This is a genomic window from uncultured Veillonella sp. (genome assembly GCF_905209685.1).
In the GTDB taxonomy this organism is placed as follows: domain Bacteria; phylum Bacillota; class Negativicutes; order Veillonellales; family Veillonellaceae; genus Veillonella.
In genome coordinates this window covers 1-26,307 of record NZ_CAJLUB010000015.1, presented here as the reverse complement: position 1 = coordinate 26,307, position 26,307 = coordinate 1, and the positions used below count along the sequence as shown (strand labels likewise).

Genomic DNA, 26,307 nt, shown 5'->3' with positions numbered 1-26,307 from the left:
CTCCTAATGATCCTGAATACGCAGTTAAACAAACTGGCGAAGTTCCTAAAGTTTCCAGTGGCGAAGGCCTTGTAGCTGCAATGCCATTCATCTTGATCTTCGTATTATTGTTATTAACTTCCAAATTGTTCCCTGCAATTAATGGTCCTCTTGCGTCCATTAAAACATCCGTACCTATTTACCAAGGTCCTGGTGCAAAACCTTACACATTCGTATGGATTGCAACTCCTGGTATCATGATCTTCATCGCTGGTATTGTTGGTGGTTTCATCCAAAAAGCAAAAGCTGGCGAAATCTTCGGTACATTGGGTTCCACAGTTAAAAACTTGAAATTCACATACCTTACAATCATCACAGTTGTTATGACAGCTAAATTGATGACTTACTCTGGTATGACTGCAGATATTGCGAAAGCAATGGTTGCTGGTACAGGTTCCTTGTATCCTCTATTCGCTCCTATCGTAGGTGCGTTGGGTGCCTTCTTGACTGGTTCCGGTACAAACTCCAACGTATTGTTTGGCCCACTTCAAATCGCTGCAGCTCAAGGTTTAGATCCTACAAACTTCGAAGACCTTGGCTTCTGGTTGGCAGCAGTTAACTCCGGTGCAGCTGGTATCGGCAAAATGTTGTCCCCACAATCCATCGCGATTTCTATTGGTGCCGTAGGTCCTGCTTTGAAAGCATACCTAGAAAACCACAAAGAAATTGGTTCTGAAGAAGCTCACAACTTAGAACATGAAATCGAAGCAAGCGTTATCATGAACAGCGCATTCAAATACTTCTTGATCTTCATCATTATGCATGGTTGTATCTCCTTCTTCGGTCAACATTTCATCCATGAAATTCACCACTTCTTCTTCTAAGATTTGGTAACATAAAAAGAACAGCTCTTAATGAGCTGTTCTTTTTTATTGTTATATATTAGGATACTCCAAGTAATACAACCTTAAGGAGTTTATCCACATTGTTACACATTATAAAATCTCAGTTTATTAATAGACCTCTTGCTCTACTTCCCATTTTGTAAATGTGCCAGTATCTGCATCGATTTCAAAGTCATATTCATAACCATTATAATGAATTTCACCTTCATACTCTAAACGGCCACGATCATAATCGCGATTGAACTCAGTTACATTTGCAATCGTTGCACCTGGTACGCGTGCCAATGCACTTTGTACGGCCTCATCAGAACTAATAGCTTCCACTGAGGATACTATAGTACTACTCAGGACAGCTACTATAGTCAAAAACAAGGATTTTACCATTTTTTTCATATAATTCTCTCCTACACACATAAATCAAATTGATACTTTTAGATATAAATAATATAACTTATTGTAATCGATGAAAGAAAAGATAGCAAATCAGAATTCTGAATAACAAAAATCTATAGAAATTATCTACTAATCATGTTACAATACATCGTATCAAATAGAAAAAATTAAATGCAGTCTGCGAAGTGCGATTCGCAGGCTTTTATTTTTCCCATTTTAAGATAGGAGGATTTTATGAATCAAGAAAACTCTGCTAAGGTTTCCTTTATCTTAGTAGTATTCCTTGGCATGTTAACAGCCATAACACCGCTTGCAACAGATCTTTATTTGCCAGCATTGCCGATTATGCCTGGCGAATTAAATACAACCGCATCTAATATTCAAATGACCATTGGTGTTATGACCTTTGGTGTTGCATTAGGCCAATTATTTGGTGGCCCTATTAGCGATACAATGGGTCGTAAATTACCACTCATCGTAGGCAATTTACTATGTGTCATCTCTAGCATCATTTGTGCCTTTGCACCTAACATCGAAATACTTTTACTAGGTAGATTCCTACAAGGTTTAACTGGATCTGTAGGTGTTGTAATTGCCAAGGCTATCGCTCGAGACTTTGCTTCTGGTCAAGAATTGACGAAACTCTTCGCCTTACTTATGATGGTTAACGGCTTAGCTCCAGTACTTGCCCCTCTCATAGGTGGCCAATTGCTCTTATTCACTACATGGCGTGTAATCTTTGTAATTCTAGCAGTATTCTCTGCTATTCTATTAGTAGGCTCACTTCTATTCCGTGAAAGCTTACCAAAAGAAAAACGTATTACAGGCGGTGTAGGTGTAGCAGTTAAAAATTATATTACCCTCATCAAAGATAAGCCATTCTTAGGTCAAACATTAATACAATTATTTGCCTTTGGCGGATTTTTTGCTTATATATCAGGTTCATCCTTTGTATACCAAAATATTTTTAATCTTTCCGCTCAAGAATTTAGCTATCTTTTCGGTATTAACAGCTGTGGTATTGTCTTAGCTAGTGCCATTAGTAGTCGTGTTAGTAATGTTATAACAGCTAAACAATTACTAACATTCAGCCTATGGCAACTTACAATTGGTTCCTTACTATTCTTAATTGCTATGATTTTCGAATGGTCACTCATCCCTGTAACAACCATCCTATTCTTTACCGTATGTACCGTATCCCTATTCGGCTCCGCCTCATTCTCTATGGCGATGACCAACTACGGGAAAATGGCAGGCAGTGCCTCTGCCATACTCGGCTTTGCCAGCATGTTCGCTGCAGGCATCGTATCTCCACTCGTTGGTATTGGTGGAGATCATACGGGGGTACCCATGGGGATTACAATGCTAGTATGTGCAGTGCTTTCCTTATTGTGCCTATATGGTTTAGTTGAGAAAGAATAGTGCCAGCCGTATTGTAGTAGTTAATACAATGTTATAGCCCTTGTATTTCTCAGTCGTAATGGGGCCCCATTACAATTGAATAAATTTAAGTATAAAAACAGCACCACCTTTTTCTTGCTCAGTACGTCACTACGTTCCGTAAAATCGCTGCGAAAAAGGTGGTGCTATTTTTATTAACATTTTCTATGAAGGCGTCCCATTACGACTTAAGAGCATCAACCAAAGCAATAAACTATATATATTACACATTAAAATATCGACTTGGCACTATTATTTCCCTTCTGAAAATATAAAGCACAATAACGGAAATCACCTACACAACTGATTGTAGGAAAAGGAGATCTGCCATAGGCACATCTCCTCCCTACCGTCTCCATTAGGTGTATTGCTAATTTTTTGTAAATAATGAGATAACAAACTCGATGGAGCTATTAGGGATATAGTAGATTGGATTACTTACATTTTATAATGGGACATCTTCATAGCCGGGTGTATATAGAAAAGAATACAGCCCTCTCTGCAGCGATTTTACGGAACGTAGTGACGTACCTGAGCCAAGAGAGGGCTGTATTTTTTCTATACTAATGATATGCAGTTGTATCCGGGCCCCATTATAAAATGAAAGCACCTTATCGCTTATTTACAATAGCTCCATCGAGTTACACAACTATTATTGGGGCTAAAATTAGCAATACATCTAACATTGCCCCATTGAAAATATAACGGAGCACTCCTTTATTCAAACATTGTCGATAATAGTAGTTTCAAGCGGTTTGCTTGGTTTACTGCACTGGAGCCTGGATCGTAGTCGATAGCAGCAATGCGCACGTCTGGATAGGCAGCGGATAGTGTTTTTACCATGCCTTTACCTGTTACGTGGTTTGGTAAGCAGCCAAATGGTTGCAAGCATACGATTTGTTTTGCCCCTTTTTCGATGAGGTCAATCATATCGCCTGTAAGGAACCAGCCTTCACCGCATTGGTTACCAAGGCCAATGTATTGAGCTGCTTCTTTTGCTACTTCTGTCATACGTTGTAGAGGGTCGAAGTGTTTGGACGCCGCTACGGCTTTAGCGTATGGCAAGCGGTAGAGTTCAAGGGCTTCACGAGCCAATGTACCGAAGAAGCCAGATAGCCATGTACCATCAAGGTGTTTAGCACGGTATGTACTATCCATTGCGCAGTACAAGAAGAAGTCTAATAGGCCAGATGTAACAACTTCGCCACCTTCTTTTTCAATGAGTTCATTGATATGGTTATTAGCACTCGGATGGAACTTAACGTAAATTTCCCCTACGACGCCAACGCGAGGTTTTTGTATATCTTTATTAACTGGCAAGTTATCAAAGTCATGAATGATTTCTTTGATGTACTTATTGTACTGACGAAGGCTTGCAGATGTAATGTTTTGCTGTAATTTTTTAATCCAGTAATCACATAATGCATCCGTAGAGCCTGGGTTAGTTTCGTATGGACGTGTAGCCAATACACATTGCATGAGGGCATCACCGTAAACAACGGCTTGGATCATACGATGCAAGAAACCTTTTGTCAATTTGAAGCCTGGTTGACGTTCCATATCGCTCGCATTAAGGGATAGGATTGGTACTTGCTTCATACCAGCATCGATTAAAGCCTTACGCAAGTAACCGATATAGTTTGTAGCACGACAACCACCACCTGTTTGGGAGATGATAACAGCTGTTTTATTGATATCATATTTACCGGATAGTAAAGCAGACATGAGCTGACCTACAACGATAATCGCTGGGTAACATGCATCATTATTGATGTATTTTAAGCCCACTTCAATGTCGTCACGCGTTGGAGCTGGCAACATTTCAAAGTCATAGCCTTCGTTTTTGAGGACTGGATCTAAGAGACTAAAATGCAATGGTGACATTTGTGGTACCAAGATTTTATAGGTCTTACGCATTTCCTCTGTAAACACCACGCGATTATAATCGTAGGTTGGCAATTGTTCTTCCACTACTTCTGGTGCCTCTGGGTTGTGATGACGACGCAAGCTACGTTCCATTACGGATTGCAAGGAACGCAAACGAATCGTTACAGCCCCAAGGTTTGTACCTTCATCAATTTTGAGTAAGGTATGAATTTTATGGTTTGCTGAAAGTATATCTTTTACTTGATCCGCTACGATAGAATCTAGACCACAACCGAAGGAGTTGAGCTCTACGATTTGGAAGCCTTCTGTTCTACTTACGAATTCGGCAGCACGGTATAGACGACTATGGTAGGACCATTGATCTACAACACGGAGATGCTTAATTTCATTGCCAAGTGGCGCAACTCCATCTTCCGTAAGAACAGCCATGCCAAGGGATGTAATAAGCTCAGGGATACCGTGGTTAATACCGGAGTCCAAATGGTATGGACGACCAGCTAATACGATGGTAGGAATTTGTTCTGCTACGAGGCGAGATACAGTTTTCTTTGTCGTTTCACGGTAAGAAGCCTTACAGTTTTCTTGTTCTTCCCAAGCTTTTTCTACAGCATTAGCAATATCTTTCTTCTTGAGGTTTAAGAAGTCCAATGCTTTCACAAGAGCAGGAACAAGAGATTTCTTATCAGACAACGGCAAGAATGGTGCATGGAATGGAGTATCTCCTAACACGTCTTGCATGTTGTTTTTAATAAGTTCTGGGTAGGAAATAACCATTGGACAATGGTAATTATTGTCGCGGCTAAATTCCTTAGGGCCATGTTGAATACAAGGGTACCAAACAAAGTCTACCTGTGCATTCGCAAGATCGCGAATATGACCATGAACAGCTTTTGCTGGATAGCAAGCTGTATCGGATGGGATTGTATCGATAGCCTTGTTGTATTGGTCCTTTGTAGTGTAATCGGAAAGGATTACTTCGTAGCCAAGTGTATTAAAGAATGTAAACCAGAATGGGAAATCCTCGTACATATTGAGGACGCGAGGAATACCTACGCGCATTTTACCTTCGAACTCTGGAATATTTTTCTTTAAGTAGTAGTCGAAGTAACGACGCAATTTAACGTCTACTAAGTTAGGAACTGCTTTGCGTTCCTCTTGAATCATACCACCTGCACCGCGGTCACAACGGTTACCCGTTACGTAGGTACGACCGTCGGAGAAAGCGTTGATGGTAAGCATACAATTGTTAGAGCAAAGTCCACAATTGCGCATTGTCGTAGATACTTGTAAGGAGTTAAGGCCATTGCTATCGAGCAAAGTACTTTTTTCCTTTTGTAACTCTTCTGCCGTTTCAGCTGCAAGAAGGGCCATACCATAAGCCCCCATCAAGCCAGATACATCAGGACGAATTACCTCTACGCCCATCAATTTCTCGAAGGCACGCAATACGGATTCATTGTAGAATGTACCGCCTTGTACAACGATATGATCGCCCAATTCTTTAGGATCTTTTACCTTAAGAACCTTGTAAAGGGCATTTTTAATAACAGAGTAAGCAAGACCTGCCGCGATATCTTGTACCGTAGCACCTTCTTTTTGAGCCTGCTTAACCTTAGAGTTCATAAATACGGTACAACGAGACCCCAAGTCGATTGGCAAGGATGCCAACAAACCTTCCTTCGCGAATTGGTCGATTGGAATGCGTAGACTGGATGCGAATGTATCGATGAAGGAACCACAACCAGAGGAACATGCTTCGTTCAATACGATATCTTCGATATAGCCATCACGAACCTTACAGCATTTCATATCTTGACCGCCGATGTCCAAGATAAAGGAAACATCAGGGCAGAAGTAGCGAGCTGCACGATAGTGAGCCATTGTTTCTACTTCACCAATATCGATACCAAGGGCGCGTTTAAGGAACGCTTCGCCGTAGCCAGTTACACCAGAATGCGCAATATAAGCGCCTTTTGGTAACAGTTCATAAATTTTCTCGATCATTTCACGAGATTTTTCTAATGGTTTACCATGGTTTGGACCATAGTGAGAGAAGATAATTTCCTTATTACTATTGATGAGAACTACCTTAAGTGTAGTAGAACCCGCATCAATACCAAGGTAACAAGGCCCTTGCGCATCTTCAATGTTTGCCTTTGGCGTTACTGCCTTAGCATGACGAGCGCGGAATTCTTCTAATTCTTGTTCATTTTTAAATAGAGGTTCTACACGATCTGTAGCCTCCATAGGAATACCGATGAGGGCACCAATTTCTTTTGTTAATTGACCAACTGTAATCTCACGACAGTCTTCTTTCATCAAAGCCGCCCCTAAAGCGATGAACAATTCACCATTCTCAGGGATAATGCGATGCGCTTCATCTAGTTCCAAGGTATCGCAGAAGCATTGGCGCAATTCAGACAAGAATGTCAATGGACCGCCAAGGAACGCTACATTACCTTCAATTTTATGACCGCATGCAAGGCCCGCAATTGTTTGGTTTACAATCGCTTGGAATACGGATTTTGCAATATTTTCATGAGATGCGCCTTGGTTTAACAAAGCTTGTACGTCGGTTTTAGCAAATACACCACAGCGTGCTGCAATTGGATAAATCGTATCAGAATTCATAGCCAATTGGTTAAGGCCAGATGCATCTGTTTGCAATAATGTCGCCATTTGGTCGATGAAAGCACCTGTACCACCAGCACAAGAGCCATTCATACGGTGTTCTGCCGTTTGACCCAAATAGGTAACCTTCGCATCTTCACCACCAAGTTCGATGATAACATCAGTTTCTGGATAGAGTGCTTTTACAGCACGTGTTTCAGCAATAACCTCTTGTACGAATGGAATGCGTACCTTTTCAGCCATCGCCATACCACCAGAACCGGTAATACATACATGAACTAGATCATCTTCATGACCCACTTGAGCCTCTTGGAGCAAGGTATATACGGTGTCCAAAATGTTCGCATAATGGCGTATGTACTTTTTATACAAATAATTATCGTGTTCGTCTAATAGTACAACTTTAACCGTTGTAGAGCCCACGTCAATACCCATGCGTAGCATGTGTTGCATAAATACCTCTCTTTTCAAAAACCGTATGACCACACAAGATCATACTCATTTTGTGAACGTAGTACATTTAACATAAATCTTACATAAAATGTACCAAGCATCTAATTAAACTTAGATTAGGATATGCTTTCACAAAAATATCTAATTTTTTAAATATCCTATACATATTATACAACAAATGTAGATAAAATCTATGTTATTCTATATTCCAATGAGTTATATGGAATATGACTAAATTTGAATAACACCTCTACATCGGAATAAGATGTAAAAATTATTATATCATTCTAAGATGAAAAAAGGTGTATCTAATAGCACATAACATCTGTAATAAACTAAAAGGCTATGTAATTAATAACGTTCAACAAATACCCATATTTTATCGCCATCAATAAAGAGAGTAATCATATACATATACAGCTACATATACAAATAAAAAAGAGGCTTCAATGAAATCATTAAAGTCTCTTTTTTCGGTTTTATATTTTCTAGTTTAGTATTCAATCTATATAGTACTCAATCTATATAAATTACAATACTTTTTTATATAAACCAATAAGATCATCATGGTTAGCTGGATATGGATTAAATCTGTAACACATATCCTCTAGTGCTCTATCTGCCATAAGGTCGAGCTTAGTTTCCGATACAGCTTTATCTACACCAAAGGCTGTCAGATTCATTGGACAGTCTAATGTATGTTGCAATGTAACGATAGCTTCTATAAGAGCAGCTAATTTATCCACCTCTGATGCATTATGATCTGCAAAGCCTAATTTAGCAGATAAATGAGCATATTTTTTAGCTACCGCCGGATTGTGGGAGCAATTAAATCCAATTACATACGGCAAGAGCATACTATTAGCTAGGCCATGAGGCACATGGAATTGTCCTCCCAACTGATGAGCCATGGCATGAACGATACCTACGCCAGCCTTGTTAAAGGAAAGCCCTGCAAGGCATGATGCTTCATGCATAGACATGCGGTCTTGCTCTGTTGCTGTTGGCTTATGACATTTTGGCAAGTATTCAAAAACAAGCTCAATCGCCTGTTGGGCCAATGCATCGGTAAAGTTATTGGCAGCAGTCGCTACATAAGCTTCTAGCGCATGAACGAGTACATCCATACCACTAAAAGCAGTAACACTTGGTGGAGATGTTTTTACAAACAATGGCGTTAATAAAGCTTCATCAGGTAATACCGCATCATCCACAAGAGGATACTTAATTTGTGTTTCGCTATCAGTAAGAACAGCAAAAGAGGTCACTTCAGATCCTGTGCCACTAGTCGTAGGCACGGCAATAAAGGATTTGATATCCATATGCTTTAATTTACGACCAAAATAAGCAATCCCTTTGCTCATATCAATGCAGGAGCCCCCACCTATGGCAATAATGACGGATGGCTTAATGCCTTCCATAAATTCAATGCCCTTTACTACATGCGTTATGGGCGGATCAGGCACCACATCAGTGTAGATAGTTACTTTATTTTTACTGTCCATTAAGCCAATCACATACGTAAGGCTTGGAGAATCTTTTAAAAATGGATCACATATGATAAGGATGGATTCATTATTAAATTCTGTAAGACGATTCAACGAATCTGGTCCTGCATAAATTTGAGTTGGAAAAGTCCATTTATTCATATGCTCACCACCTATCGAATATTAAATCCTGTTGTTAAACAACATCTACGACGTCGTGCAAAGCAGCGCGCTGATGTAGTCGATTCCCCAGTTGGTGTAGCAATTGTAAAGGTTGTCGTACCTTCACCACTAAAACCAAGCCCTGCATAGGATGGACCATTTTTAACGAAAATAGATGTTTTCATTTTACGGGCCATACGATTGAGGCGTTCCATATTTAAGGAATGCATTGTTGCCGTATGATGTAAACCCGCTTCTAACATCAAGCATACATCGAGACCTTCATCAAAGCTATCTACCGTTACAACCGGTAGAATAGGCATTAACATTTCAATCACTGCAAATGGATGGTCTTTTGGTGTACGCATGATAATCAATCGTGGATCACCGTTGTACGGAATATGTGCCGCATCAAGAATGACGCTCGCATTCTTACCGACGAACTTTTTATTTGGTGTCCCATTCGGTAATACAGTTAAATCCACTAAGCGTTGAATATCTTGTTGATTTTCAATAAGGACGCATCCTGCTTTCACCATTTCTTGAACTAGCTGTGGCTCGATTTGGCGCATGGCAACGACGCTCTTTTCAGCGATACATAGAATATTATTATCGAGGCTAGCACCGAGGACGATATCTTGAGCTGCCTTTTTAATATCTGCTGTTTCGTCTACAAAGGCTGGTGGATTACCAGCACCGGCACCGATAACCTTTTTACCACTTTGAAGCGCTTGTTTTACAACCCCAGGGCCACCAGTAACAACTAATAGACTCACATCGGGGTGCAACATCATCTCTTGAGCGGACTCAATAGATGGCTCACGAAGTGTTACGATAAGGTTTTCAATGCCAATCGATTTAGCGATAATTTGATTAAGTTCACTAACAAGCAATCGACTAAGATGCTTAGCACCAGGATGAACACTAAAGAATACGGCATTTCCTGCTGCTAGCATACCGATAGTATTACATATTAACGTTTCTGCCGGATTTGTACTTGGTGTAATAGCACCGATGACACCGTAGGCAGACAATTCATATAATGTCATGCCGTTGTCACCAGTTTCACACTCTGTAACGAGATCTTCTACACCCGGTGTTTTATCGAGTGTAAGGTTTAATTTCAGTACTTTATCTGCAACGCGACCCATTCCTGTTTCTTCAACAGTTTTTTGAGCCAACTCTTGTACTCGTGGGCGCATAGCAGCACGGATGTCTGCTATTACCTTTTCACGGGTTGCCAAGGTGCAATCTTCAAAGCGCGCTTGCGCTGCTTTTGCTGCTTGAATGGCCTCATCAACAGTATCAAACACACCTGGTTCAACTTGACCTCTAGGCGCTTGTTTAAAAGGTTGTGATGAGGCTGCTTCTTGCTTTTGCCCCTGTAATACATCTATAACCATGGAGCGGATCATTTCTTTCAACTGTGTATTGTTTTCCATCATGAACCTCCATATAGGTTGCATTGCTGATGCAATGACCATGTCAACTAACGGTGTACACAATCAAGGATACATTCATGATGTGACACAATAACTAGGTTTAACTCTGGCACCAGCTATTTCCTATACAATTATTTTTCAAAACTATCAATAATACCCACAATAGCACAATCTACTGCGGTGCCTTTATCATCTTCGAAAATATGCCGTGCCGATGAGCCTCGAGTTAGAAGCACATATTCACCTTCACCAGCACATACTGTATCGACGGCGATTTCTATGCGCCCCGTCAACCCTTGTTCTCCATCGAGAATATCTACCATCATCAGTTTCATTCCCTTTAGAGATTCATGCTTTTGAGTAGATACGATACTACCCACTACTTTACCGACTTGCATACTTCTCGTTCCCTTCAATTATTGTGATATGTAAGCGCTCAATTTCATCTCGAGCAGCCATGGTAAACCGTTGTCCCCTATATATGACGATAATAGACTGACTTTCACAAGATCTTACAAAAGAGGCCGTTATCCATCCTTGATGGCTGGCATATATAGGACGACCAAATTTATCTAGAAAATTGATAGGCCAATCTAGAATGACTGATGGATTCATCAACGAGGTTACAGGAACTGCTAGGTGTATCGTCACCTCACAGTCATACGCTAATGCACGATGTAAATAGGCAACCCAAGGCACCAATGTATCGCGCATTAACTCTCGTATATGACCATAATCTATACCAGCGAAAGAAATGAGTTGGTTCTGCAACAATATATGCTCATCATAGCTATTGCACTCTGTGACCATAAAAGTAGCAGTGGATGTCATGCGCTTTTCTAGGCGTTCTAGCACCAGTTTAACTAATGCATCCATATTAATGCTCACTTCCCATGGCAATCCCTAAGGGCGTTACAAATTCTGGATACAGTGGCTTATGAACAGGTAAACCTATATATTGACTGAAAGTCTTTGTGAACTCCTCAAAATTAGAAGCACCACCTACAACAACAATGGGAGTCCCCTTTTCATAGCCACCCTCTTGTAACGCACGCTTAGAAATAGCTGCCATTTTTTCAACAACAGGCCGTATTGTTGCATATACATCGCGTTTATTGGCTTCATTCCGCTTATAAGCCTCCGCTTCCGGGATCGAAATCCCATAGGCACCACTAATAACAAGGTTCATATGGGTACCCCCTGTCGGCTCATCCACGGTATATACAACGCGGCCATCCTTTAAAATGCTTATGCCTGTAGTACCACCACCGACGTCGATAACAGCGCCATCGGTGATGCCTAGTACATTAGCAGCAGCAGTAGGTTCGTCTAGAATACAAGTTACTTCAAAGCCGGCACTTTCTAGAACGTGACCTACTACATCTTTATTCTTGCCTATCGTTCCAGGTGGAACAGCTGCTGCGGCATATACAAGTTCTGTGCCTAAGGCTGCTTCTGCCTTAGCCTTTAACGCTCGCGTAATTGTAACAGCTCCCACATAGTCAACTACAAGGCCGTCTCGAATAGATTCATTGTATTCAAAGGCGCCATATATAGGTTTACCTTTATCGTTAACTACAGATAGGACAATAGATGATGTACCAAGGTCGATGCCTACACGCAAATTCTTTTGATTATGAGAGCTCACTTGTTTGGACTCTACGAGATCAGAGAACTCTTGCAAAGTATTATTGGCCTTTTTCAAACCCTTCATCGTATCACCTACTTTACTGTACAATTCTCGCCATCACTGTACCTTGTACATTGGCAGCATTGGCCTCATCTGTATCAATATGGAGTTCTAGGACAAAACCAGGTACGGCTCGAACGATGACATCACCAAATACAGTGGTGCGTTCTGGCGTTTGAAGTTCGACATTAACGCTATCACCGTCGTTTACATGGAACCGTTTTGCATCATCCGGCGACATGTGAATATGTCGCTTTGCAACAATACAAATAGGTTTTGTTATTTCCCCGTTTTCAGTACATAGAGTAATCTCTACGGCTGATTCTAAATGACCAGATAGCACAATAGGAGGCTTTATGCCTAATGTACGAGCATCGGTCAACGATACCTCCACTTGTGACTGTTTTCTAAGAGGACCTAGTACGCGGACATTTTGAATGACCCCCTTAGGCCCCACTAAAGTAACAGTTTGTTCTGAAGCAAACTCTCCAGTTTGTTTTAAGTCACTTTTCTTAGTAATAGCCTGATTTGGGAATAATACATCCCAGTCCGCCTGACATAGATGGACATGTCTATTGCTCACACCTACGGGAATGGACGATTCGAACATGGCTTCGATCACTTCTCGTACGATAGCACGAATCTGTTCCCGATCCATAAGCTATTATCCTTTCTTAGGTAAGATTAATTCTACGTCGCTATGAGGGCGTGGAATTACATGAGTAGATACTACTTCGCCTACTTTTTGTGCTGCTGCACAGCCTGCATCAACCGCTGCTTTTACAGCGCCTACATCACCGCGAACCATTACAGTTACAAGACCGGAACCAATTTTTTCAGTACCTTCTAATGTAACGTTAGCTGCTTTTACCATTGCGTCAGCTGCTTCAATTGCGCCTACTAAACCTTTTGTTTCTACCATGCCTAATGCGTTATTCATGATAATCTCCTTTATTATTTACTACTTTATTTCTTTTTAGAGTTTTTCTTTGGTGTTGTTTTCTTTGTACCTGTGGACTTAGAACTTTTCGGTTCTATGATGGTAGATACAATTTCATCTAATACTTCAACAACCTTTTCATCTAATTTGGGTTTCTCTGTTTTAGAAGTTGTAACTTCAGCTTTGACTGGTTCGGTTTCTATAATTTCTTTAGTTTCTTGAACACTAGCACTCGCCTTAGTTAACTGTGTATCATCAGATACTTTAGCTGGCTTATCTGTAAAGTCATCATTAAAGGATTCTACTAAGCCTTCTGCAGGCCGTGGAATTACTTTATGAGCTACATACAGGTTCATCCCTTTTGTAAGAGCCACACCGGTCTGAACAGCCGCTTCTACAGCTGCTACATCACCGGCAACCTTTACTGTCATCCAGCCAAGGCCCCTCGCCTTTTCTATGCCTATCAACCGTACATTTGCAGCTTTAACCATTGCATCTGATGCGGTGATAGCCCCCAGTAAACCAGCTACTTCTAGTAACCCTAGTGAATCTTTCACTATGCCACCTCCCGACGTCTATTTCTGTTGATGATTCGCACACAGGATTCATGCATTCCTATAACGTTAGCTACGTTGCATATCTACTAACATTTGACGAATCAAATCTTTTAATTCTGGTTCTTGAGATTCTGTTTTAGGTTCTTCTTTCGGTGTCGCCTGAACAGGCTCATCCTTGAGCATACCTACTTCATCCATAATGTCCATAATGATAGCCCGTAACATTTGTTCATTTAGTTCTGCCATTATGAATCCTCCTGTTCACATTGTGAAAGTATCATCTAAAGTGACGCAATCATATGTAATGAATGAATGTCTCTTTGAAGCAACATTCATTAAACAATGTAAGCATTACCTTTATTCTTAGGTATATCTCCCATAGTTTCTAGTAAAGCTAATCCTACATCACGTGCTGCTTTTACAGCTTGTTTAACAGCGCCAGAATCACCACTGATTTGTAAAATAACTTCATTACTCATAGCAGAACTTGATGGGGAGCGATAGCCTACTACATCTACATTAGCTGATTTAACTGCTGTATCTGCCATAACTACACCAATAGCTGCTGGGGCTCCAACAATCAAGCCAAAGGCTTTACCTTCTGGTGTTCCAAAGGCAGTCACTAATGCTTCTCCTGCGCGAGCTGTATATTGAACCTCCACATGACCAGCTTCGTTCATATATACTTCGCCGAAGGTACGTTCTAATTCACGCAATGCTACTTCTACAGAACGTCTTACATCAGATACATCATCGCCACCAAATATGATAAGGGAACCAGAACCGGCGCCACCTTTCATATCACGGGCAAGTTCAATGCTAACAATCTCGGTATTCGTTGCTTTTACAGCTTCATCAGCGGCCATGATTTGCGGCCCTGCACCTGTACGTGAACCTAAGATACCGATGGATCGATATGACTTAGTGAGCTTCATAGCTTCCAATACTTGACTATCAACATTGGCAATTACGAGACCAATTGTATCGCCTGTTGTAGTGCTACCTATGTGTTCAGTAATCATAGAAGTTTGTAGTTGACTTACAGCAGGTGAACTTACAGGTGCCGAAGCACATGATGCATTACTAGTGGCGCCTGAAGTTTTGCTTAAATCAGCACTATCGATACGCATCAATACGCGCTTTAAAATCTCGTCTACCAGACTTTTAGTATCGGCCATAATTATTCACCCTTTGTTGGTAAAATACCTTCTACATCTTTATGTGGTCTTGGAATTACATGAGTAGAGATAACAATGCCTACGCGTTCTGCAGCAGCTGCACCTGCGTCTACAGCAGCTTTTACAGCACCTACATCACCACGAACCATAACAGTAACGAGACCAGAGCCAATTTTTTCATTGCCTACGAGTTCTACATTAGCTGCTTTAAGCATTGCATCAGCTGCTTCAATAGCGCCTACTAGGCCCTTAGTTTCCACCATACCTAATGCTTCTTGTGTCATCTGTTTTCTCTCCTTTTACAAAACATAGAGCAAAGATTACAAATTTATTTTTCTAATAGTTCCACCATAGTGCCTATATTCATAAAGGCAAAGTGTGCTGTTTTAAGTAGTTGTACCATTAATACTGCACCAGTCCCTTCACCTAATGCCATTTGCCCATGGATTGGAACTTCATCAAGACGAATATTTGCATAGGCTAATGCTGCTGCCATCCCTACCTCACGAGAATAATGAGATGGAATGCCATATAATGGAGCGTCTCCATTCATTTGCGTAGCACAAGCCATAGCAACTGCTGTTATATATCCATCGATAACAAATGGGATATGTAAGTCCGTACAAGCTACCATAGCACCTGTAATAGCGGCTATATCAAAGCCACCTACACGGCTGATTACCTCCTTTGGACTGTTTAAGTGTCCCTTATGATGAGATAGTGCAGTACGTACAAATTCTCGTTTTTGATTCATGTACGCCTCTTCATCAGGACCAGATCCAGGACCTACGGTTATCCGTGGGTCTAATTTTGTAAGACCACTCAAGACAGCTGCTGAAGTTGTGGTATTACCAACACCCATTTCACCAAAGGAAAATAGATTGATACCCGATTCTGCGTAGTAGACAACGCGGTTATATCCCGCTTGGTACGCTAGGTCAAATTCTTCAGCACTCATAGCAGCACCGTCTAATATATTCTTTGTGCCTTGAGCAACCTTTCGATTCACCCCAATACCTTGTGGACAAGCAATGCCTACATCTACCACTTCGTAAGGGATATGGTTAAAGATACAGTAATTAGCAACTGCACTTTTACCATCAATCATATTTTGAGACTGTTTACGAGTAATCTCATAGTTATAACCAATCAGACCATCTACGGAAATACCATTATCTGCCGAAAAGATAATATGCTGAGCATGAATCTCAGGTTTCATATCCTGCCAAGCAAGACACATTTTCTTGAAATATCGTTCCCATAGACCCAAGCTTTTTGGAATGATCGCCTTATTTAAAATAAATTGATTAAGTTGTTCTTCAAAACCTTTGTCCATGGAAAAACCTTCTTTCAACTAACCGTATATGTAGTTACACAAATGTTCTAACGACTCTTCGTCGTGAACGGATATTTCAAAAATCTTAGTGGCTCCCGCTAGTTTGAGATTACGTCGTGGCGCTTCCACATCTTTTCCCGTATCTACCTTGGATACAACCCCGATAACCTCGCGGTTTAAGGAGTTACCAAAGCTTGGTGGGAATATGGTTGTTTCATCACCTGCGGGAATCATGAAAATCACTAGATCCGCATCATAGGCGTGCAAGATAATGCCTCGGTAGTAATTAGGATTTTCCATATATTCCCCAGGGGTATCGATGAAGTTTCCCACCCGCGTTATAGCTTGTGTCTTATGATACGTAGCCGAGCCATGCGTAATCGTATCGGCTAATGTAGTCTTCCCACATCCGCTACGGCCTACTAGGAGGATACGCTTTTCTTTCTTTTCGGTACTCATAATTACCCTTTCATTAGGATCTTGTTAAATCCGTTGGGAAAAAGCCTAATATGCGTTGCAGTCCTTCAATTACACTGCGCAATGCAGATTCAACAGCAGATACATCACCAGTTATGAGAAGTGCCCCCGAAAATCTATCGATGAAACCGATTTCGATATCACCGGATTTACTTGCAATATCGGCTGCAATAATGGTCCCTTCGCCAGGTGTTATGGTAAGAATCCCAATGGCATTTCTACCTTTTTCCTCGAGCCCCATTTTTCTAAATAGATCTGGCTTAGGATTGGCAATAACATGGGCTATCGTAACCTGCTTTCCGGGTACAAATTCTTGTATGATGCGCTGTTTTGCATCAATTACCTCTTGAAAGGCCATATAATCTCCTCCTAATTCAACATGTATTCTTTAAACTATCCTGACAAACTATCATTCGTTTTGTCTTATATACTCTAGCTAGAGTCAAGGTGCCACTAATTGGAAGAATAATACGGCTAAGCCCGCCCCAATCAATGGGCCAATAAATGGTACCCACGCATATTGCCAGTTTGCAGTTCCCTTATTAGGAATCGGTAGTAAGAAATACGCTAACCGTGGACCAAAGTCGCGCGCTGGATTTAACGCATATCCAGTAGTTGCACCAAAGGACATACCAATGGATGCTACCAAGATACCAATGACCATAGGTGCTAAACCATCAGCCATTTTACCTAAGCAGAGAATAGCTAGCATAAACATAAACGTAGCTATAATTTCAGATATCAAATTGAAAGGTTTATTATCGATTGCTGGACCTGTTGCAAAAATCCCTACGCAGTTCCCTTCGTCAGGACCTGTTACTTTAAAGTGTGGATAATAGAACAGTGCAGCAATAGCAGCACCAGTAAAACCACCTGCAATTTGCGCTATAGACATTGGAATAACTTGATCCCAAGGAAATATACCTGCCACAGCAAGGGCAAAGGTAACTGCTGGATTCAAGTGGCCAGGCCCACCAAGTGTAATACCTACGTATACACCAAAGGAAACGGCAAAGGCCCATCCAAAGATAATGTGTAACCAGTTAGTTCCAAAAATACTAACGATGGTTTTCTTTAATAAAATTGATGCATTTGTACTGTTACCAAATGCAATTAGAACGGCAGTACCAACAAACTCACTAATATACATTTGCGTTACGTCCATTGTTTTCACCTCATCGAGTTAACAAAGATTGTAATGCATGAGATGCAATGTCCATATCTTCTGCCACAGTGCCACCGCTAATGCCGAAACCACCGACAATTTCTCCGTCGATGATGATCGGATAACCTCCACCAAAGGTACAGATTTTACGATTTACCATGGATTCAATGTTGAATAGATCGCCATCAGGCTGTGCACTTTGATGTACTTCATGAGTTGCCGCTTTGAGAGCTACTGCAGTATACGCCTTTGCCTGTGCGATATCGTTGCTGATGAGCAATGCATCTGACATACGATGGAAATACATTAATACACCCTTTGCATCTACTATAGATACAACGATAGGTACACCTATGGACTGAGCATAGTCCATGGCTGCTTGTGAAAGTTTCGTCATAATTTCTTCTAGCTTTGTTCTAGTTGCCATATAACTAACTCCATTTTCAGTAGTATGCCCCATATGCCATAAGCTCTGATTCGTTTCCGCCAGTACTTCAGCATGACTGTTCTTAACACGTTCTGCTACGCGCTCTACAATTATTTCTACAAATTGCACATAGTCTTCCATACGAGCCATGATATAAAGAGCATCAGATAGTCGATTTATAAATTTTCGAACCTCATCGCGAATTGGTTCTACAGAACCTAAGCTAATAAGTAACCGTTCACCGCGACGACAGATTGTGCGCGCCACATGTAGCTCTGCAGCAGATAAATAATTACCGCTTAATATAAAGCTATGTTGCTGTGGCAATCGCTTTGTATAGTCATCGATCAAACGTTCCAAATCGCTAATATCTTGTTGTGAAATCAAATTGCTGCTTTCACTAAGATTTTCTACATGAGGCGTTGCTACCTCCGCACATAAGCGGAAGAGCTGATGTTGTAATGTGTGAAGCACATGTTTATTGTCTGGTGAGACGACTAATTTCTCACATACACTAACCTGTGCATTTAATTCATCAAAGGTTCCATATGTGTCCACACGAAGTGAATTTTTAGGTACTCGTGTGCCATCAAAAAGAGCTGTTGTACCTGCATCACCGGTTTTCGTATAAATAGCCATATGCACCACCTCTCAAGTTAATTGTATTTAAAAGGCCACTTCCAATCGTTCATCAGAAACAAAAGGATTTCCTTTTACAAGGCGAGCTGCATTGACACCTAAAGTACGTAAGCTATCCGGATATTGACTGTAACCACTGAGTCGGTAGATAAATTGATGCGCTGGTATATTTTTATAGGTCAATACAATAGCCTGTTCATCAACGCCTATACCTACAGATAAAGCGGAATTACGAGATGCTAGATCAGCCAATGCCATATGCGTACCACTGTGGGACTCAATGACAACTGGTAGACCTTCCTCTTCAATACCATGTAGAACGGGTTTTAGTACATCCTCACTGATATGCTGTGTAGCATATAGCAAAATCGTTGGCTTGCTGATGATACTTTGGTCCATCATAGGCCTCCCTTCTGTGCATAGGATAATACCAAACCTGTTGCTACTGCATTACGTGCCCCTTCAACGCCTCGAATATTGCCTCGACCGGCTACTAATGCATATTGTGAAAGTGCATCGGTGACGAGTTGAGGAATTTCAAAATCTAATGCAGAACCACCTACGATAACTACGAATGGTATATCTCGCACATTATGAGTAGGACTAACAGATGCCAAAGCACGAAGAGAATTTGTTACAAACACCCGTTTCTTGGCGGTTTGACGAACACGTTTAATCGTTTCTAGTGGGATATCTCGCTCTACAGGAACAAGCCCATCAAGAGTGACAATAACAACGCGGCCAAACAATGCTGCCGGAAGTGGTTCATTAAAGAACTGCACCGTTCCATCTTCGTGACGAATGTGATATACACTGAGTACTTGAGCCAATGGATCTCGTTTAATAGCTTCCGCAATATGCATATCCTCTAAACCAAGCTCGGAGTTGATTAACATTGTTACCATATTTCCTGCACCTGCAAGATGAATGGCCTTAATTTTTCCTTCTTGATTGATGATAGATGCATCGGTAGAGCCTGCTCCTAAATCGAGTATGGCCATTGGTTTGGCTGTCCCCGGTGTAGTCAAAGCGCCTAAGATAGCTGATTCAGCCTCTTCACCACCGATTTCAACAGGAACGCCTAACTCTTTTTCTACCTGCTTCGCAATGATTTCCATTTGTAGATGATCTGACTTAACCATAGAGGCAATTCCTACAGCTTGTTCCATGGAGAACTCACCTGCAAGGCCGCCTTTCACATTAATAGGAACAGCCACATCTACAGCTAGTAAATCTTGAATATATACGTCTTGAGGTGATTTATTCGTCAATTGCGCCATTGTGAGGCGAACCTTTTCAAGCATGCCACCTACATTCGTACCTGCTTCCCCGCTGATGTCCTCAATAGGATGAACGGATTCAAGGGTTTCCATGATTCTTTCCGCCCCTGCAGATACATCGACGGATACAGTTCGGTCATTTCCCATAACAATGATGGATCCTGCCGGTATTACCCGTTCTTTAACGTCCCCTGCAGGCGTTTTAATAACTACTGCAGAGCGGTTCCCGATGAGGGCCCTAGCAATTGGTACAATATTCTTTGTTTCCTCTGGTGAAAGCTCAAATACAGTAGCAATACCATAAGGATTAGATAATTGTGATACCACTTGCCCCGGCTCTACTACCTCTACGGCGGAAAGCATACCCATTGGGATTTTATCGATATATGCTACCTCGTCTACGATAGGAATTTTATGATCTAGTCGATTATTGACGAGTACCCCATCATCGGCTTGAAGAATAGCAGCGCGAATATCATAACCGCGTTGACAGTACGCATTGATAAGCTGTGCTACCAATTCAAAATCGATAATTTTAGGAGCTACCACGATGTATGGCTTATCTTGCGGCTTGTCGATGAGTTGTTCAATAGGAACCGTATAGCCTACACCAAGTCCTAAACCACCTGGTGTTTTAGGATTGTGACCTATCATGGTAGATTCCGTAATAATGGTTTCCGTAATGGTCTCCATAGCTACATCACCGATAACTGGTGTAGCCTCATTAATGCGAATTAAGTCAATGTCTCGTAGTGTAAGATTAGCAGACTTGATTAGCGACTTGAGGGCATCCATGAGGCCTACGATATTTTCGCGCGTTCCTTTAATACCAGTGGTGCTAGCAATAGCAGAAGATAAAAACTTTACCTCTCCATTGCTATGAATTTCGGCCAAGGCCGCTTCTGTTGTAGAGTTTCCGATATCGATGCCAACAATTCGTTTCATAATGACATCTCCTATAGGTTAATTATCACCTTTCAGTTTTTTACGGCGTTCGTAGTTTTCTGCAGCTTCTCGTACAAAGTTTGCACAAATTGGAGCACCTAGACCATCAAGTTCGCTAGCAATATCCAAGAGTTCTTGTTTAGAAGAACGATATGGACGAAGTGCATTATACATTTCAAGTAAGCGTTTATCGCTAACTTTCGTCATTTCTGCGGCGCGGGAGAAGTTGAGTTCAATTTGATCACGGCCCCCAGCCTTAGCAATTTGACCTTGGGCTTTCAAAATGGATGGAGAAATTTTCAAATCATCCATTGTGATGTGACCTGCCATTACGTTATCCATCGTAATATGGCTCAAGTCACGGCCTTGACCAAGATCAATCCATTCTGGATGTTTTTTAGCAATCGGATAATCTTCGATTGTAACCACTCTATCTACTGTATTAGTTGTAGATGGTGTATGAGGCGTAGAGTACTGTGTTGTACTGCCTTTCGCCCCTTCTATTTCAGATACGATCTGCCGAATTAAGGCTTCTAATTCGTTAGCCATAGTAAACCTCCTTATACAGTGACACGAACTTCATCAGCTGGCTTACCTTTTACTACATGCTTAGTTTCCTTGATGTGAAGTAACGCAGACAATGCTTGGTATTTTGGACGAGCCATTTGATCGTTCAATGTTGGTACTGGTGTTGGGGATTCGCCCTTAGCGTATTTAGCAGCATTTTTACCAATAGCACGGTATGTTTCAGCTGTTAATAGCGGTGCTTGAGGGAACAATTCCAAGTTTGAAAGTGGTTGTAAATCTCGTTGGTGAATTAGGGTTGTACCTTTAGATTGAATACCAATACATACACCGGATCCAGAAATAGAATCACCTTCAACGGCTACGGCCGCTACGTCAGAGGAACGGTATACGCGGATTACACGAGCTTTTAAGCCTTCTTCTTCGATACCAGCTACTAATTGACGAATTACCTCTTGATGCGGTACACCAACGATGGTTTGTCGTTGACTACGACCAAAGGCAGGACCTACAGCAATCACTACTTCATCTGCGCTAGTGCCAGGTTGTGCAGGGCCACCAGTTTGTAGCCAGCTATCGTCACCAGTTGGGTCTTCATGTCTAGGTGCTGCACTTTCACCAACATTAGCCTTAAATTGTGGTGCCTCATGAACACCACCCATTTCTTGTAAAACGTCTAGGATAATAGAGCGTAATACATCTCTGTTAATTTCAGCCATCATGACACCTCCTTATATATCCCGTGGATCAATGGCGTTTGGAATATCTTTAATACGTTCCCAATCTTCACCTTCCACACGATACCCTGTGCCAACACCTTGATAGTCATTTCTATTGTTAATCGCGGAGATAACGTTGAAATCACGGTCAAAGATGGCCGATGTTTGTAAGTAATCGCCGGAGATTTTTTGTTTTAATAGGTTCAAAATACTTTGTGCTACATCTTGATGACCTTCTTTAGCTAAACCTTTTACGAAGTCAACGCCTGTAACACCACGGTTTAACAAGTCTTGAGCCGCTTTAATATCTGCAACCTTATCGCGAGGAGGCATATCTTTAGAGCCATTTGCATAGGTAGCAGCCTCTACCTCTTGATCTGTAATTGGAGGCAAGCCTAAAGCTTTGAACAAAGCTTGTAATGCACGAGCTGCTTTATTACGAACCGTTACAACTTCTTCTTCGCGAGCAGGAATAAGACCGCCATTTACCTTGAGGTCACGTTGGATAACTGTCCAGTCATCATAGTCCTCTGCATCCCAGTTGGAACCAGCGAACATGTTGTCATAGTTTGGTGTAGAGCTATAACCAGAGCAGATAAAGTCAGTACCTGGTGCAAATTGCATCAATGTACGGGCTGTTCTACGCAAGTCAGAGTGACTGAATGTTTGGTCATTACTAGATGCACATTCAAGGTCGAGCATAGCTGCTACAAGGTTTTCTGCCAATACAGCACGGATACCAGAAGGTACGGCTGCTGGAATGCCGATACAGCTTACAGAACCATTTTGGATACCTTGTACGCCAGCGCCTTTTGTAAGGTATAGGCAACGGATTTCAAGGTACAACATAGATTTACCTTCTGCTTGGCCCATTTGTACTTCAGAACCTGTACCAGATGTAAAGCGCATTTTAAGGCCTCGAGATGCATAAGCAGATGCGAGGAATCCTTTAGACCAAGGTGTGTCATCACCATCGGTAAATACGTCTTCTGTACCATATACGGAAATAGTTTCTGCATAAGCTGTGAAACCACGCATACCTAGTTCTAATTCTGTTGCTTCTTCCAAGGAGCATTGAGTCAATACGCCTGGACGACCACATTGAGAGCCTACGAGTAAGCTAATCGCATTAAGTGGTGCATAACGAGCAACGGCTACTGTTGTTTCTTCTTCTGCGAACCCACGAAGTGCACCTTCTGCAGCATCTGCTGCGATTTGTACTGGGTTATCATTTACGTTCGTTACATGGGCTTGGTTAGCCATGGTACGACGAGCGCGCATTTTTTGCATACATTGCATCATTTCAACAACGTTCATGCAAGAAACTACTTCTAGCATTTTTGCTGGAGTAATAGATTTACAAATCTTAACGATCTCTTCCCGAGGTACTGAAGGGGTAAGCATCATATTAGCAATCTCTTTTGAATCTTTTGCCATTGCTTGTTGAGCACCATCGAGAACGATACCGTAATTTGCAATAAATGTATCAATAAGGTCAAAATCTTCGCGACGTTTACCATCGAGTTCAACGATGCGACCGCCTTCAATTTTGAGGCTAGGCTTTGGATCTTGAGGAGATTCCATGGCTATAAAACCTTCCTCTACCCATTCCTTTACATAACCATCCTGATTGACAGGACGTTGACTTAACACTTCAAAACGTTTTGATTTCATAGGGCATACCATCCTTTCAGATTAGATATAGGAAGGGGCTCCGTTCACTGGTTCGTCACCCATCGTACCGAGCAATTGTTTACCTACTTCACGAGCAGAAATAACCGCTTGTCGTACAGCTCCAGAATCGCCAGAAATCTGTAAAATTACTTCGTTAGAATTACTTGTACCTGCAGAAGGAGATGCATAACCGATTACATCAACGTTTGCAGATTTGACAGCTACATCGGCCATAACTACACCAATAGCTGCTGGAGCACCTACGATAAGACCAAAAGCTTTACCTTCGGGAGCGCCAAATGCTGCATTTACTGCATGACTAGCGCGTGCTGTATATTGAAGTTCAATATGACCAGCATCGTTTGCGTATACATCGCCAAAAGTGCGTTCCACTTCAGCTAATGCCACTTCAATAGCGCGTTTTACATCGGATACATCATCGCCACCAAAGATAATTAGTGAGCCATGGCCTGCGCCACCTTTAGTATCACGAGGTAATTCAATGCTAACGATTTCTGTATTTGTTGCTTTTACTGCTTCGTCAGCTGCCATAATGTGTGGGCCTGCACCAGTACGAGCGCCTAAAATACCGATAGAACGATATTTTTTCTTTAATTTCATCGCATCTAATACTTGTTGATCTACGTTAGCAATTACGAGACCTATAGTATCGCCAGTTTTGCTAGTCCCTACAAATTCAGTTAATCCACATGTTGTCGCCATAATACCCTCCATACGTATAATGAAAGTATCTTTGTACAGGAAACTATGCTGCGTTATACCATTTTATATTTTTTAACATTTCTTTAACTATTCATATGTATGCAACACTACATCCTGTACACCATATATTGCTATAGAGCATGCCTTGCTATTCAGTCACAACCCATTGGACTCAATCCTTTCCAAATATAAGTAATATAAGGCTTTTATCTACCTTTATTATAAAAATTATTTAATACAACTTTTTTATGTATATTCGTAAAATACGATTTTTCTATTACTAAAATGCGACAATCCTGTTATACTTATACATATAAAGACAAGAAATAACGTAATTTTATAGGTATATGAATTTTAGGTGGTATGTCACTTTTCTCTTTTCTCAGGTTTAGAGCCGACCCTTTAGCTAGAGAGGAAGTATAGCTATTTTAGCGGTGTGCTTACTAGACCTCTTAACACATTTGTGATTGGAGGTTTTACTATGATTTGTACGAACGAAGATACTAAGCTTATCAATGAAATCATGCGTGATTTCACAAACATAACAAAAATTGCAGCCATTTTTGTAAATAATCGTGGAAAAGTGTTATCTCAAGAATATAACTTTTCCCCATTTTGTAAGGTCGTAAGGCGCAATCCAGCCTACGCCAAGCGCTGCAATCAATGCGACCTATATGGTGGCCTAGATGCTACAAAAGAACTATCCTCCTGCCCATATCGCTGTCACATGGGCCTTATAGATTTCTCCGTGCCCATTATGAAAGATGGCGCCATTTTAGGCTTCATCATGGCAGGACAAACAAAAACAGAGGATACAACTATTAAGCCGATCTTACCTACCCAAACCGATTGGCATGATGACACCAAGCTCCGTGCTTTATATCGGACCTTGCCTGTTTTGACTGCAGAACAAATTTACAGTGCTACAAAGGTGTTGAGGATTTTAGTAGAACATTACTTCCCATTTAACGATGCCATGGCCGAAGAAATGCCCTATGAACAATTGCCGGACTTTGTTGAGTCAGAACGGCCTATTAATCGTCCAGAGATCCGAAAGGCTATGTTATACATAGAAAAAAACCTGAGCAAACGCGTGTCGCTCAGGAGGATTTCGGAACATATTCATTTAAGCGAGTCCTACTTCTCTAAAATTTTTAAAGATGATACAGGACTTTCAGTAGTGCAATATATAACACTATTACGCATACAAGAAGCCAAAAAGCTATTAGTATATTCCCAACTGACGGTTAATC

General features: G+C 41.2%; 27 protein-coding genes. 3 read left to right on the top strand and 24 right to left on the bottom strand.

Annotation, left to right across the window (positions count from 1 at the left end; all coding sequences use genetic code 11):
* Window positions 1-863, top strand: an 863-nt coding sequence (locus QZ055_RS02660; RefSeq protein WP_295824474.1) for an L-lactate permease, incomplete at its 5' end; no start/stop codon positions are given.
* Window positions 864-992: 129 nt separating this feature from the next.
* On the opposite strand, the gene QZ055_RS02655 is transcribed toward QZ055_RS02660, so the two are convergent.
* Window positions 993-1,277: a PepSY domain-containing protein gene (locus QZ055_RS02655; protein ID WP_295824472.1), complete on the bottom strand. Its 285-nt coding sequence runs from the start codon at window positions 1,275-1,277 to the stop codon at window positions 993-995.
* 234 nt (window positions 1,278-1,511) lie between these two features.
* Here QZ055_RS02655 and QZ055_RS02650 point away from each other — a divergent pair, with 234 nt between their 5' ends.
* A complete protein-coding gene (locus QZ055_RS02650; protein ID WP_227721308.1) occupies window positions 1,512-2,699 on the top strand; it encodes a multidrug effflux MFS transporter in 1,188 nt (395 codons plus the stop codon).
* A gap of 735 nt (window positions 2,700-3,434) precedes the next feature.
* On the opposite strand, the gene QZ055_RS02645 is transcribed toward QZ055_RS02650, so the two are convergent.
* The 23 genes from QZ055_RS02645 to pduB (QZ055_RS02535) form a co-directional block, all read right to left on the bottom strand.
* On the bottom strand, window positions 3,435-7,688 hold the full coding sequence (locus QZ055_RS02645; RefSeq protein ID WP_295824470.1) for a 2-hydroxyacyl-CoA dehydratase: 4,254 nt from the start codon (window positions 7,686-7,688) through the stop codon (window positions 3,435-3,437).
* 530 nt (window positions 7,689-8,218) lie between these two features.
* Complete coding sequence (locus QZ055_RS02640) at window positions 8,219-9,337, bottom strand: 1-propanol dehydrogenase PduQ (RefSeq protein ID WP_295824467.1); 1,119 nt, start codon at window positions 9,335-9,337, stop codon at window positions 8,219-8,221.
* A gap of 11 nt (window positions 9,338-9,348) precedes the next feature.
* Window positions 9,349-10,779: an aldehyde dehydrogenase family protein gene (locus QZ055_RS02635; RefSeq protein WP_295824465.1), complete on the bottom strand. Its 1,431-nt coding sequence runs from the start codon at window positions 10,777-10,779 to the stop codon at window positions 9,349-9,351.
* A gap of 131 nt (window positions 10,780-10,910) precedes the next feature.
* Entirely contained in the window at window positions 10,911-11,177 is a 267-nt protein-coding gene (locus QZ055_RS02630; protein WP_038117192.1) for a EutN/CcmL family microcompartment protein, read from the bottom strand.
* Entirely contained in the window at window positions 11,164-11,655 is a 492-nt protein-coding gene (gene pduM, locus QZ055_RS02625; protein WP_295824463.1) for a PduM family microcompartment protein, read from the bottom strand. Before pduM ends, QZ055_RS02630 begins: the two co-directional genes overlap by 14 nt.
* Window position 11,656: 1 nt before the next feature.
* Window positions 11,657-12,517: an ethanolamine utilization protein EutJ gene (gene eutJ, locus QZ055_RS02620; RefSeq protein WP_295824461.1), complete on the bottom strand. Its 861-nt coding sequence runs from the start codon at window positions 12,515-12,517 to the stop codon at window positions 11,657-11,659.
* Window positions 12,507-13,127, bottom strand: coding sequence for a phosphate propanoyltransferase (gene pduL / locus QZ055_RS02615; protein ID WP_227721303.1), 621 nt, complete (start codon window positions 13,125-13,127; stop codon window positions 12,507-12,509). Before pduL ends, eutJ begins: the two co-directional genes overlap by 11 nt.
* Window positions 13,128-13,133: 6 nt before the next feature.
* Window positions 13,134-13,409: a propanediol utilization microcompartment protein PduA gene (gene pduA, locus QZ055_RS02610; RefSeq protein WP_005385294.1), complete on the bottom strand. Its 276-nt coding sequence runs from the start codon at window positions 13,407-13,409 to the stop codon at window positions 13,134-13,136.
* Window positions 13,410-13,435: 26 nt separating this feature from the next.
* Entirely contained in the window at window positions 13,436-13,966 is a 531-nt protein-coding gene (locus QZ055_RS02605) for a BMC domain-containing protein (protein ID WP_295824459.1), read from the bottom strand.
* Window positions 13,967-14,032: 66 nt separating this feature from the next.
* Window positions 14,033-14,212: a hypothetical protein gene (locus QZ055_RS02600; RefSeq protein WP_295824457.1), complete on the bottom strand. Its 180-nt coding sequence runs from the start codon at window positions 14,210-14,212 to the stop codon at window positions 14,033-14,035.
* 89 nt (window positions 14,213-14,301) lie between these two features.
* Window positions 14,302-15,144, bottom strand: a complete 843-nt coding sequence (gene pduB / locus QZ055_RS02595; RefSeq protein ID WP_295824455.1) for a propanediol utilization microcompartment protein PduB — start codon at window positions 15,142-15,144, stop codon at window positions 14,302-14,304.
* Window positions 15,145-15,146: 2 nt separating this feature from the next.
* Complete coding sequence (gene pduA, locus QZ055_RS02590) at window positions 15,147-15,428, bottom strand: propanediol utilization microcompartment protein PduA (RefSeq protein WP_005385289.1); 282 nt, start codon at window positions 15,426-15,428, stop codon at window positions 15,147-15,149.
* A gap of 44 nt (window positions 15,429-15,472) precedes the next feature.
* Entirely contained in the window at window positions 15,473-16,480 is a 1,008-nt protein-coding gene (locus tag QZ055_RS02585) for a nicotinate-nucleotide--dimethylbenzimidazole phosphoribosyltransferase (protein ID WP_295824453.1), read from the bottom strand.
* Between the two features lie 18 nt (window positions 16,481-16,498).
* Entirely contained in the window at window positions 16,499-16,939 is a 441-nt protein-coding gene (gene eutP / locus QZ055_RS02580) for a EutP/PduV family microcompartment system protein (protein WP_295824451.1), read from the bottom strand.
* A 13-nt stretch (window positions 16,940-16,952) separates the two neighbouring features.
* The gene (locus QZ055_RS02575) at window positions 16,953-17,315 is read right to left on the bottom strand and encodes an ethanolamine utilization microcompartment protein EutS (protein WP_038117203.1); all 363 of its coding nucleotides are present in this window, start codon (window positions 17,313-17,315) and stop codon (window positions 16,953-16,955) included.
* Between the two features lie 84 nt (window positions 17,316-17,399).
* Window positions 17,400-18,122: an MIP/aquaporin family protein gene (locus QZ055_RS02570; RefSeq protein ID WP_119206720.1), complete on the bottom strand. Its 723-nt coding sequence runs from the start codon at window positions 18,120-18,122 to the stop codon at window positions 17,400-17,402.
* A gap of 10 nt (window positions 18,123-18,132) precedes the next feature.
* Window positions 18,133-19,188: a cob(I)yrinic acid a,c-diamide adenosyltransferase gene (locus QZ055_RS02565; RefSeq protein WP_295824449.1), complete on the bottom strand. Its 1,056-nt coding sequence runs from the start codon at window positions 19,186-19,188 to the stop codon at window positions 18,133-18,135.
* A 27-nt stretch (window positions 19,189-19,215) separates the two neighbouring features.
* Window positions 19,216-19,590 (bottom strand): glycerol dehydratase reactivase beta/small subunit family protein, encoded by a 375-nt coding sequence (locus tag QZ055_RS02560; protein ID WP_105098111.1) that lies wholly within the window; start codon window positions 19,588-19,590, stop codon window positions 19,216-19,218.
* Window positions 19,587-21,413 (bottom strand): diol dehydratase reactivase subunit alpha, encoded by a 1,827-nt coding sequence (locus tag QZ055_RS02555; RefSeq protein WP_295824447.1) that lies wholly within the window; start codon window positions 21,411-21,413, stop codon window positions 19,587-19,589. Before QZ055_RS02555 ends, QZ055_RS02560 begins: the two co-directional genes overlap by 4 nt.
* Before the next feature lie 18 nt (window positions 21,414-21,431).
* Window positions 21,432-21,962, bottom strand: a complete 531-nt coding sequence (locus QZ055_RS02550; RefSeq protein ID WP_288581193.1) for a diol dehydratase small subunit — start codon at window positions 21,960-21,962, stop codon at window positions 21,432-21,434.
* 11 nt (window positions 21,963-21,973) lie between these two features.
* Window positions 21,974-22,660, bottom strand: coding sequence for a propanediol/glycerol family dehydratase medium subunit (locus tag QZ055_RS02545; RefSeq protein WP_287291780.1), 687 nt, complete (start codon window positions 22,658-22,660; stop codon window positions 21,974-21,976).
* 9 nt (window positions 22,661-22,669) lie between these two features.
* Window positions 22,670-24,331 (bottom strand): propanediol/glycerol family dehydratase large subunit, encoded by a 1,662-nt coding sequence (locus tag QZ055_RS02540; RefSeq protein WP_295824443.1) that lies wholly within the window; start codon window positions 24,329-24,331, stop codon window positions 22,670-22,672.
* Window positions 24,332-24,352: 21 nt separating this feature from the next.
* Window positions 24,353-25,054, bottom strand: a complete 702-nt coding sequence (pduB, locus tag QZ055_RS02535; RefSeq protein ID WP_038124004.1) for a propanediol utilization microcompartment protein PduB — start codon at window positions 25,052-25,054, stop codon at window positions 24,353-24,355.
* A gap of 481 nt (window positions 25,055-25,535) precedes the next feature.
* On the opposite strand from pduB (QZ055_RS02535), the gene QZ055_RS02530 reads away from it, so the two are divergent.
* Window positions 25,536-26,307, top strand: a 772-nt coding sequence (locus tag QZ055_RS02530) for a PocR ligand-binding domain-containing protein (RefSeq protein WP_295824442.1), incomplete at its 3' end; no start/stop codon positions are given.

Excerpts from the sequence above, each read along its gene's own strand:
- pduA (WP_005385289.1), bottom strand. The coding sequence starts at position 15,428 with ATGACACAAGAAGCATTAGGTATGGTGGAAACTAAGGGCCTAGTAGGC.
- QZ055_RS02545 (WP_287291780.1), bottom strand. The coding sequence starts at position 22,660 with ATGATGGCTGAAATTAACAGAGATGTATTACGCTCTATTATCCTAGAC.
- QZ055_RS02585 (WP_295824453.1), bottom strand. The coding sequence starts at position 16,480 with ATGGACAAAGGTTTTGAAGAACAACTTAATCAATTTATTTTAAATAAG.
- QZ055_RS02635 (WP_295824465.1), bottom strand. The coding sequence starts at position 10,779 with ATGGAAAACAATACACAGTTGAAAGAAATGATCCGCTCCATGGTTATA.
- QZ055_RS02600 (WP_295824457.1), bottom strand. The coding sequence starts at position 14,212 with ATGGCAGAACTAAATGAACAAATGTTACGGGCTATCATTATGGACATT.
- QZ055_RS02560 (WP_105098111.1), bottom strand. The coding sequence starts at position 19,590 with ATGATGGACCAAAGTATCATCAGCAAGCCAACGATTTTGCTATATGCT.
- QZ055_RS02555 (WP_295824447.1), bottom strand. The coding sequence starts at position 21,413 with ATGAAACGAATTGTTGGCATCGATATCGGAAACTCTACAACAGAAGCG.
- QZ055_RS02645 (WP_295824470.1), bottom strand. The coding sequence starts at position 7,688 with ATGCAACACATGCTACGCATGGGTATTGACGTGGGCTCTACAACGGTT.
- eutP (WP_295824451.1), bottom strand. The coding sequence starts at position 16,939 with ATGAGTACCGAAAAGAAAGAAAAGCGTATCCTCCTAGTAGGCCGTAGC.
- pduL (WP_227721303.1), bottom strand. The coding sequence starts at position 13,127 with ATGGATCGGGAACAGATTCGTGCTATCGTACGAGAAGTGATCGAAGCC.
- QZ055_RS02550 (WP_288581193.1), bottom strand. The coding sequence starts at position 21,962 with ATGGCTAACGAATTAGAAGCCTTAATTCGGCAGATCGTATCTGAAATA.
- QZ055_RS02565 (WP_295824449.1), bottom strand. The coding sequence starts at position 19,188 with ATGGCTATTTATACGAAAACCGGTGATGCAGGTACAACAGCTCTTTTT.
- QZ055_RS02630 (WP_038117192.1), bottom strand. The coding sequence starts at position 11,177 with ATGCAAGTCGGTAAAGTAGTGGGTAGTATCGTATCTACTCAAAAGCAT.
- pduA (WP_005385294.1), bottom strand. The coding sequence starts at position 13,409 with ATGAATAACGCATTAGGCATGGTAGAAACAAAAGGTTTAGTAGGCGCA.
- QZ055_RS02650 (WP_227721308.1), top strand. The coding sequence starts at position 1,512 with ATGAATCAAGAAAACTCTGCTAAGGTTTCCTTTATCTTAGTAGTATTC.
- pduB (WP_295824455.1), bottom strand. The coding sequence starts at position 15,144 with ATGGCCGATACTAAAAGTCTGGTAGACGAGATTTTAAAGCGCGTATTG.
- QZ055_RS02540 (WP_295824443.1), bottom strand. The coding sequence starts at position 24,331 with ATGAAATCAAAACGTTTTGAAGTGTTAAGTCAACGTCCTGTCAATCAG.
- pduB (WP_038124004.1), bottom strand. The coding sequence starts at position 25,054 with ATGGCGACAACATGTGGATTAACTGAATTTGTAGGGACTAGCAAAACT.
- QZ055_RS02655 (WP_295824472.1), bottom strand. The coding sequence starts at position 1,277 with ATGAAAAAAATGGTAAAATCCTTGTTTTTGACTATAGTAGCTGTCCTG.
- QZ055_RS02570 (WP_119206720.1), bottom strand. The coding sequence starts at position 18,122 with ATGGACGTAACGCAAATGTATATTAGTGAGTTTGTTGGTACTGCCGTT.
- QZ055_RS02640 (WP_295824467.1), bottom strand. The coding sequence starts at position 9,337 with ATGAATAAATGGACTTTTCCAACTCAAATTTATGCAGGACCAGATTCG.
- QZ055_RS02575 (WP_038117203.1), bottom strand. The coding sequence starts at position 17,315 with ATGGCCTTTCAAGAGGTAATTGATGCAAAACAGCGCATCATACAAGAA.
- pduM (WP_295824463.1), bottom strand. The coding sequence starts at position 11,655 with ATGGATGCATTAGTTAAACTGGTGCTAGAACGCCTAGAAAAGCGCATG.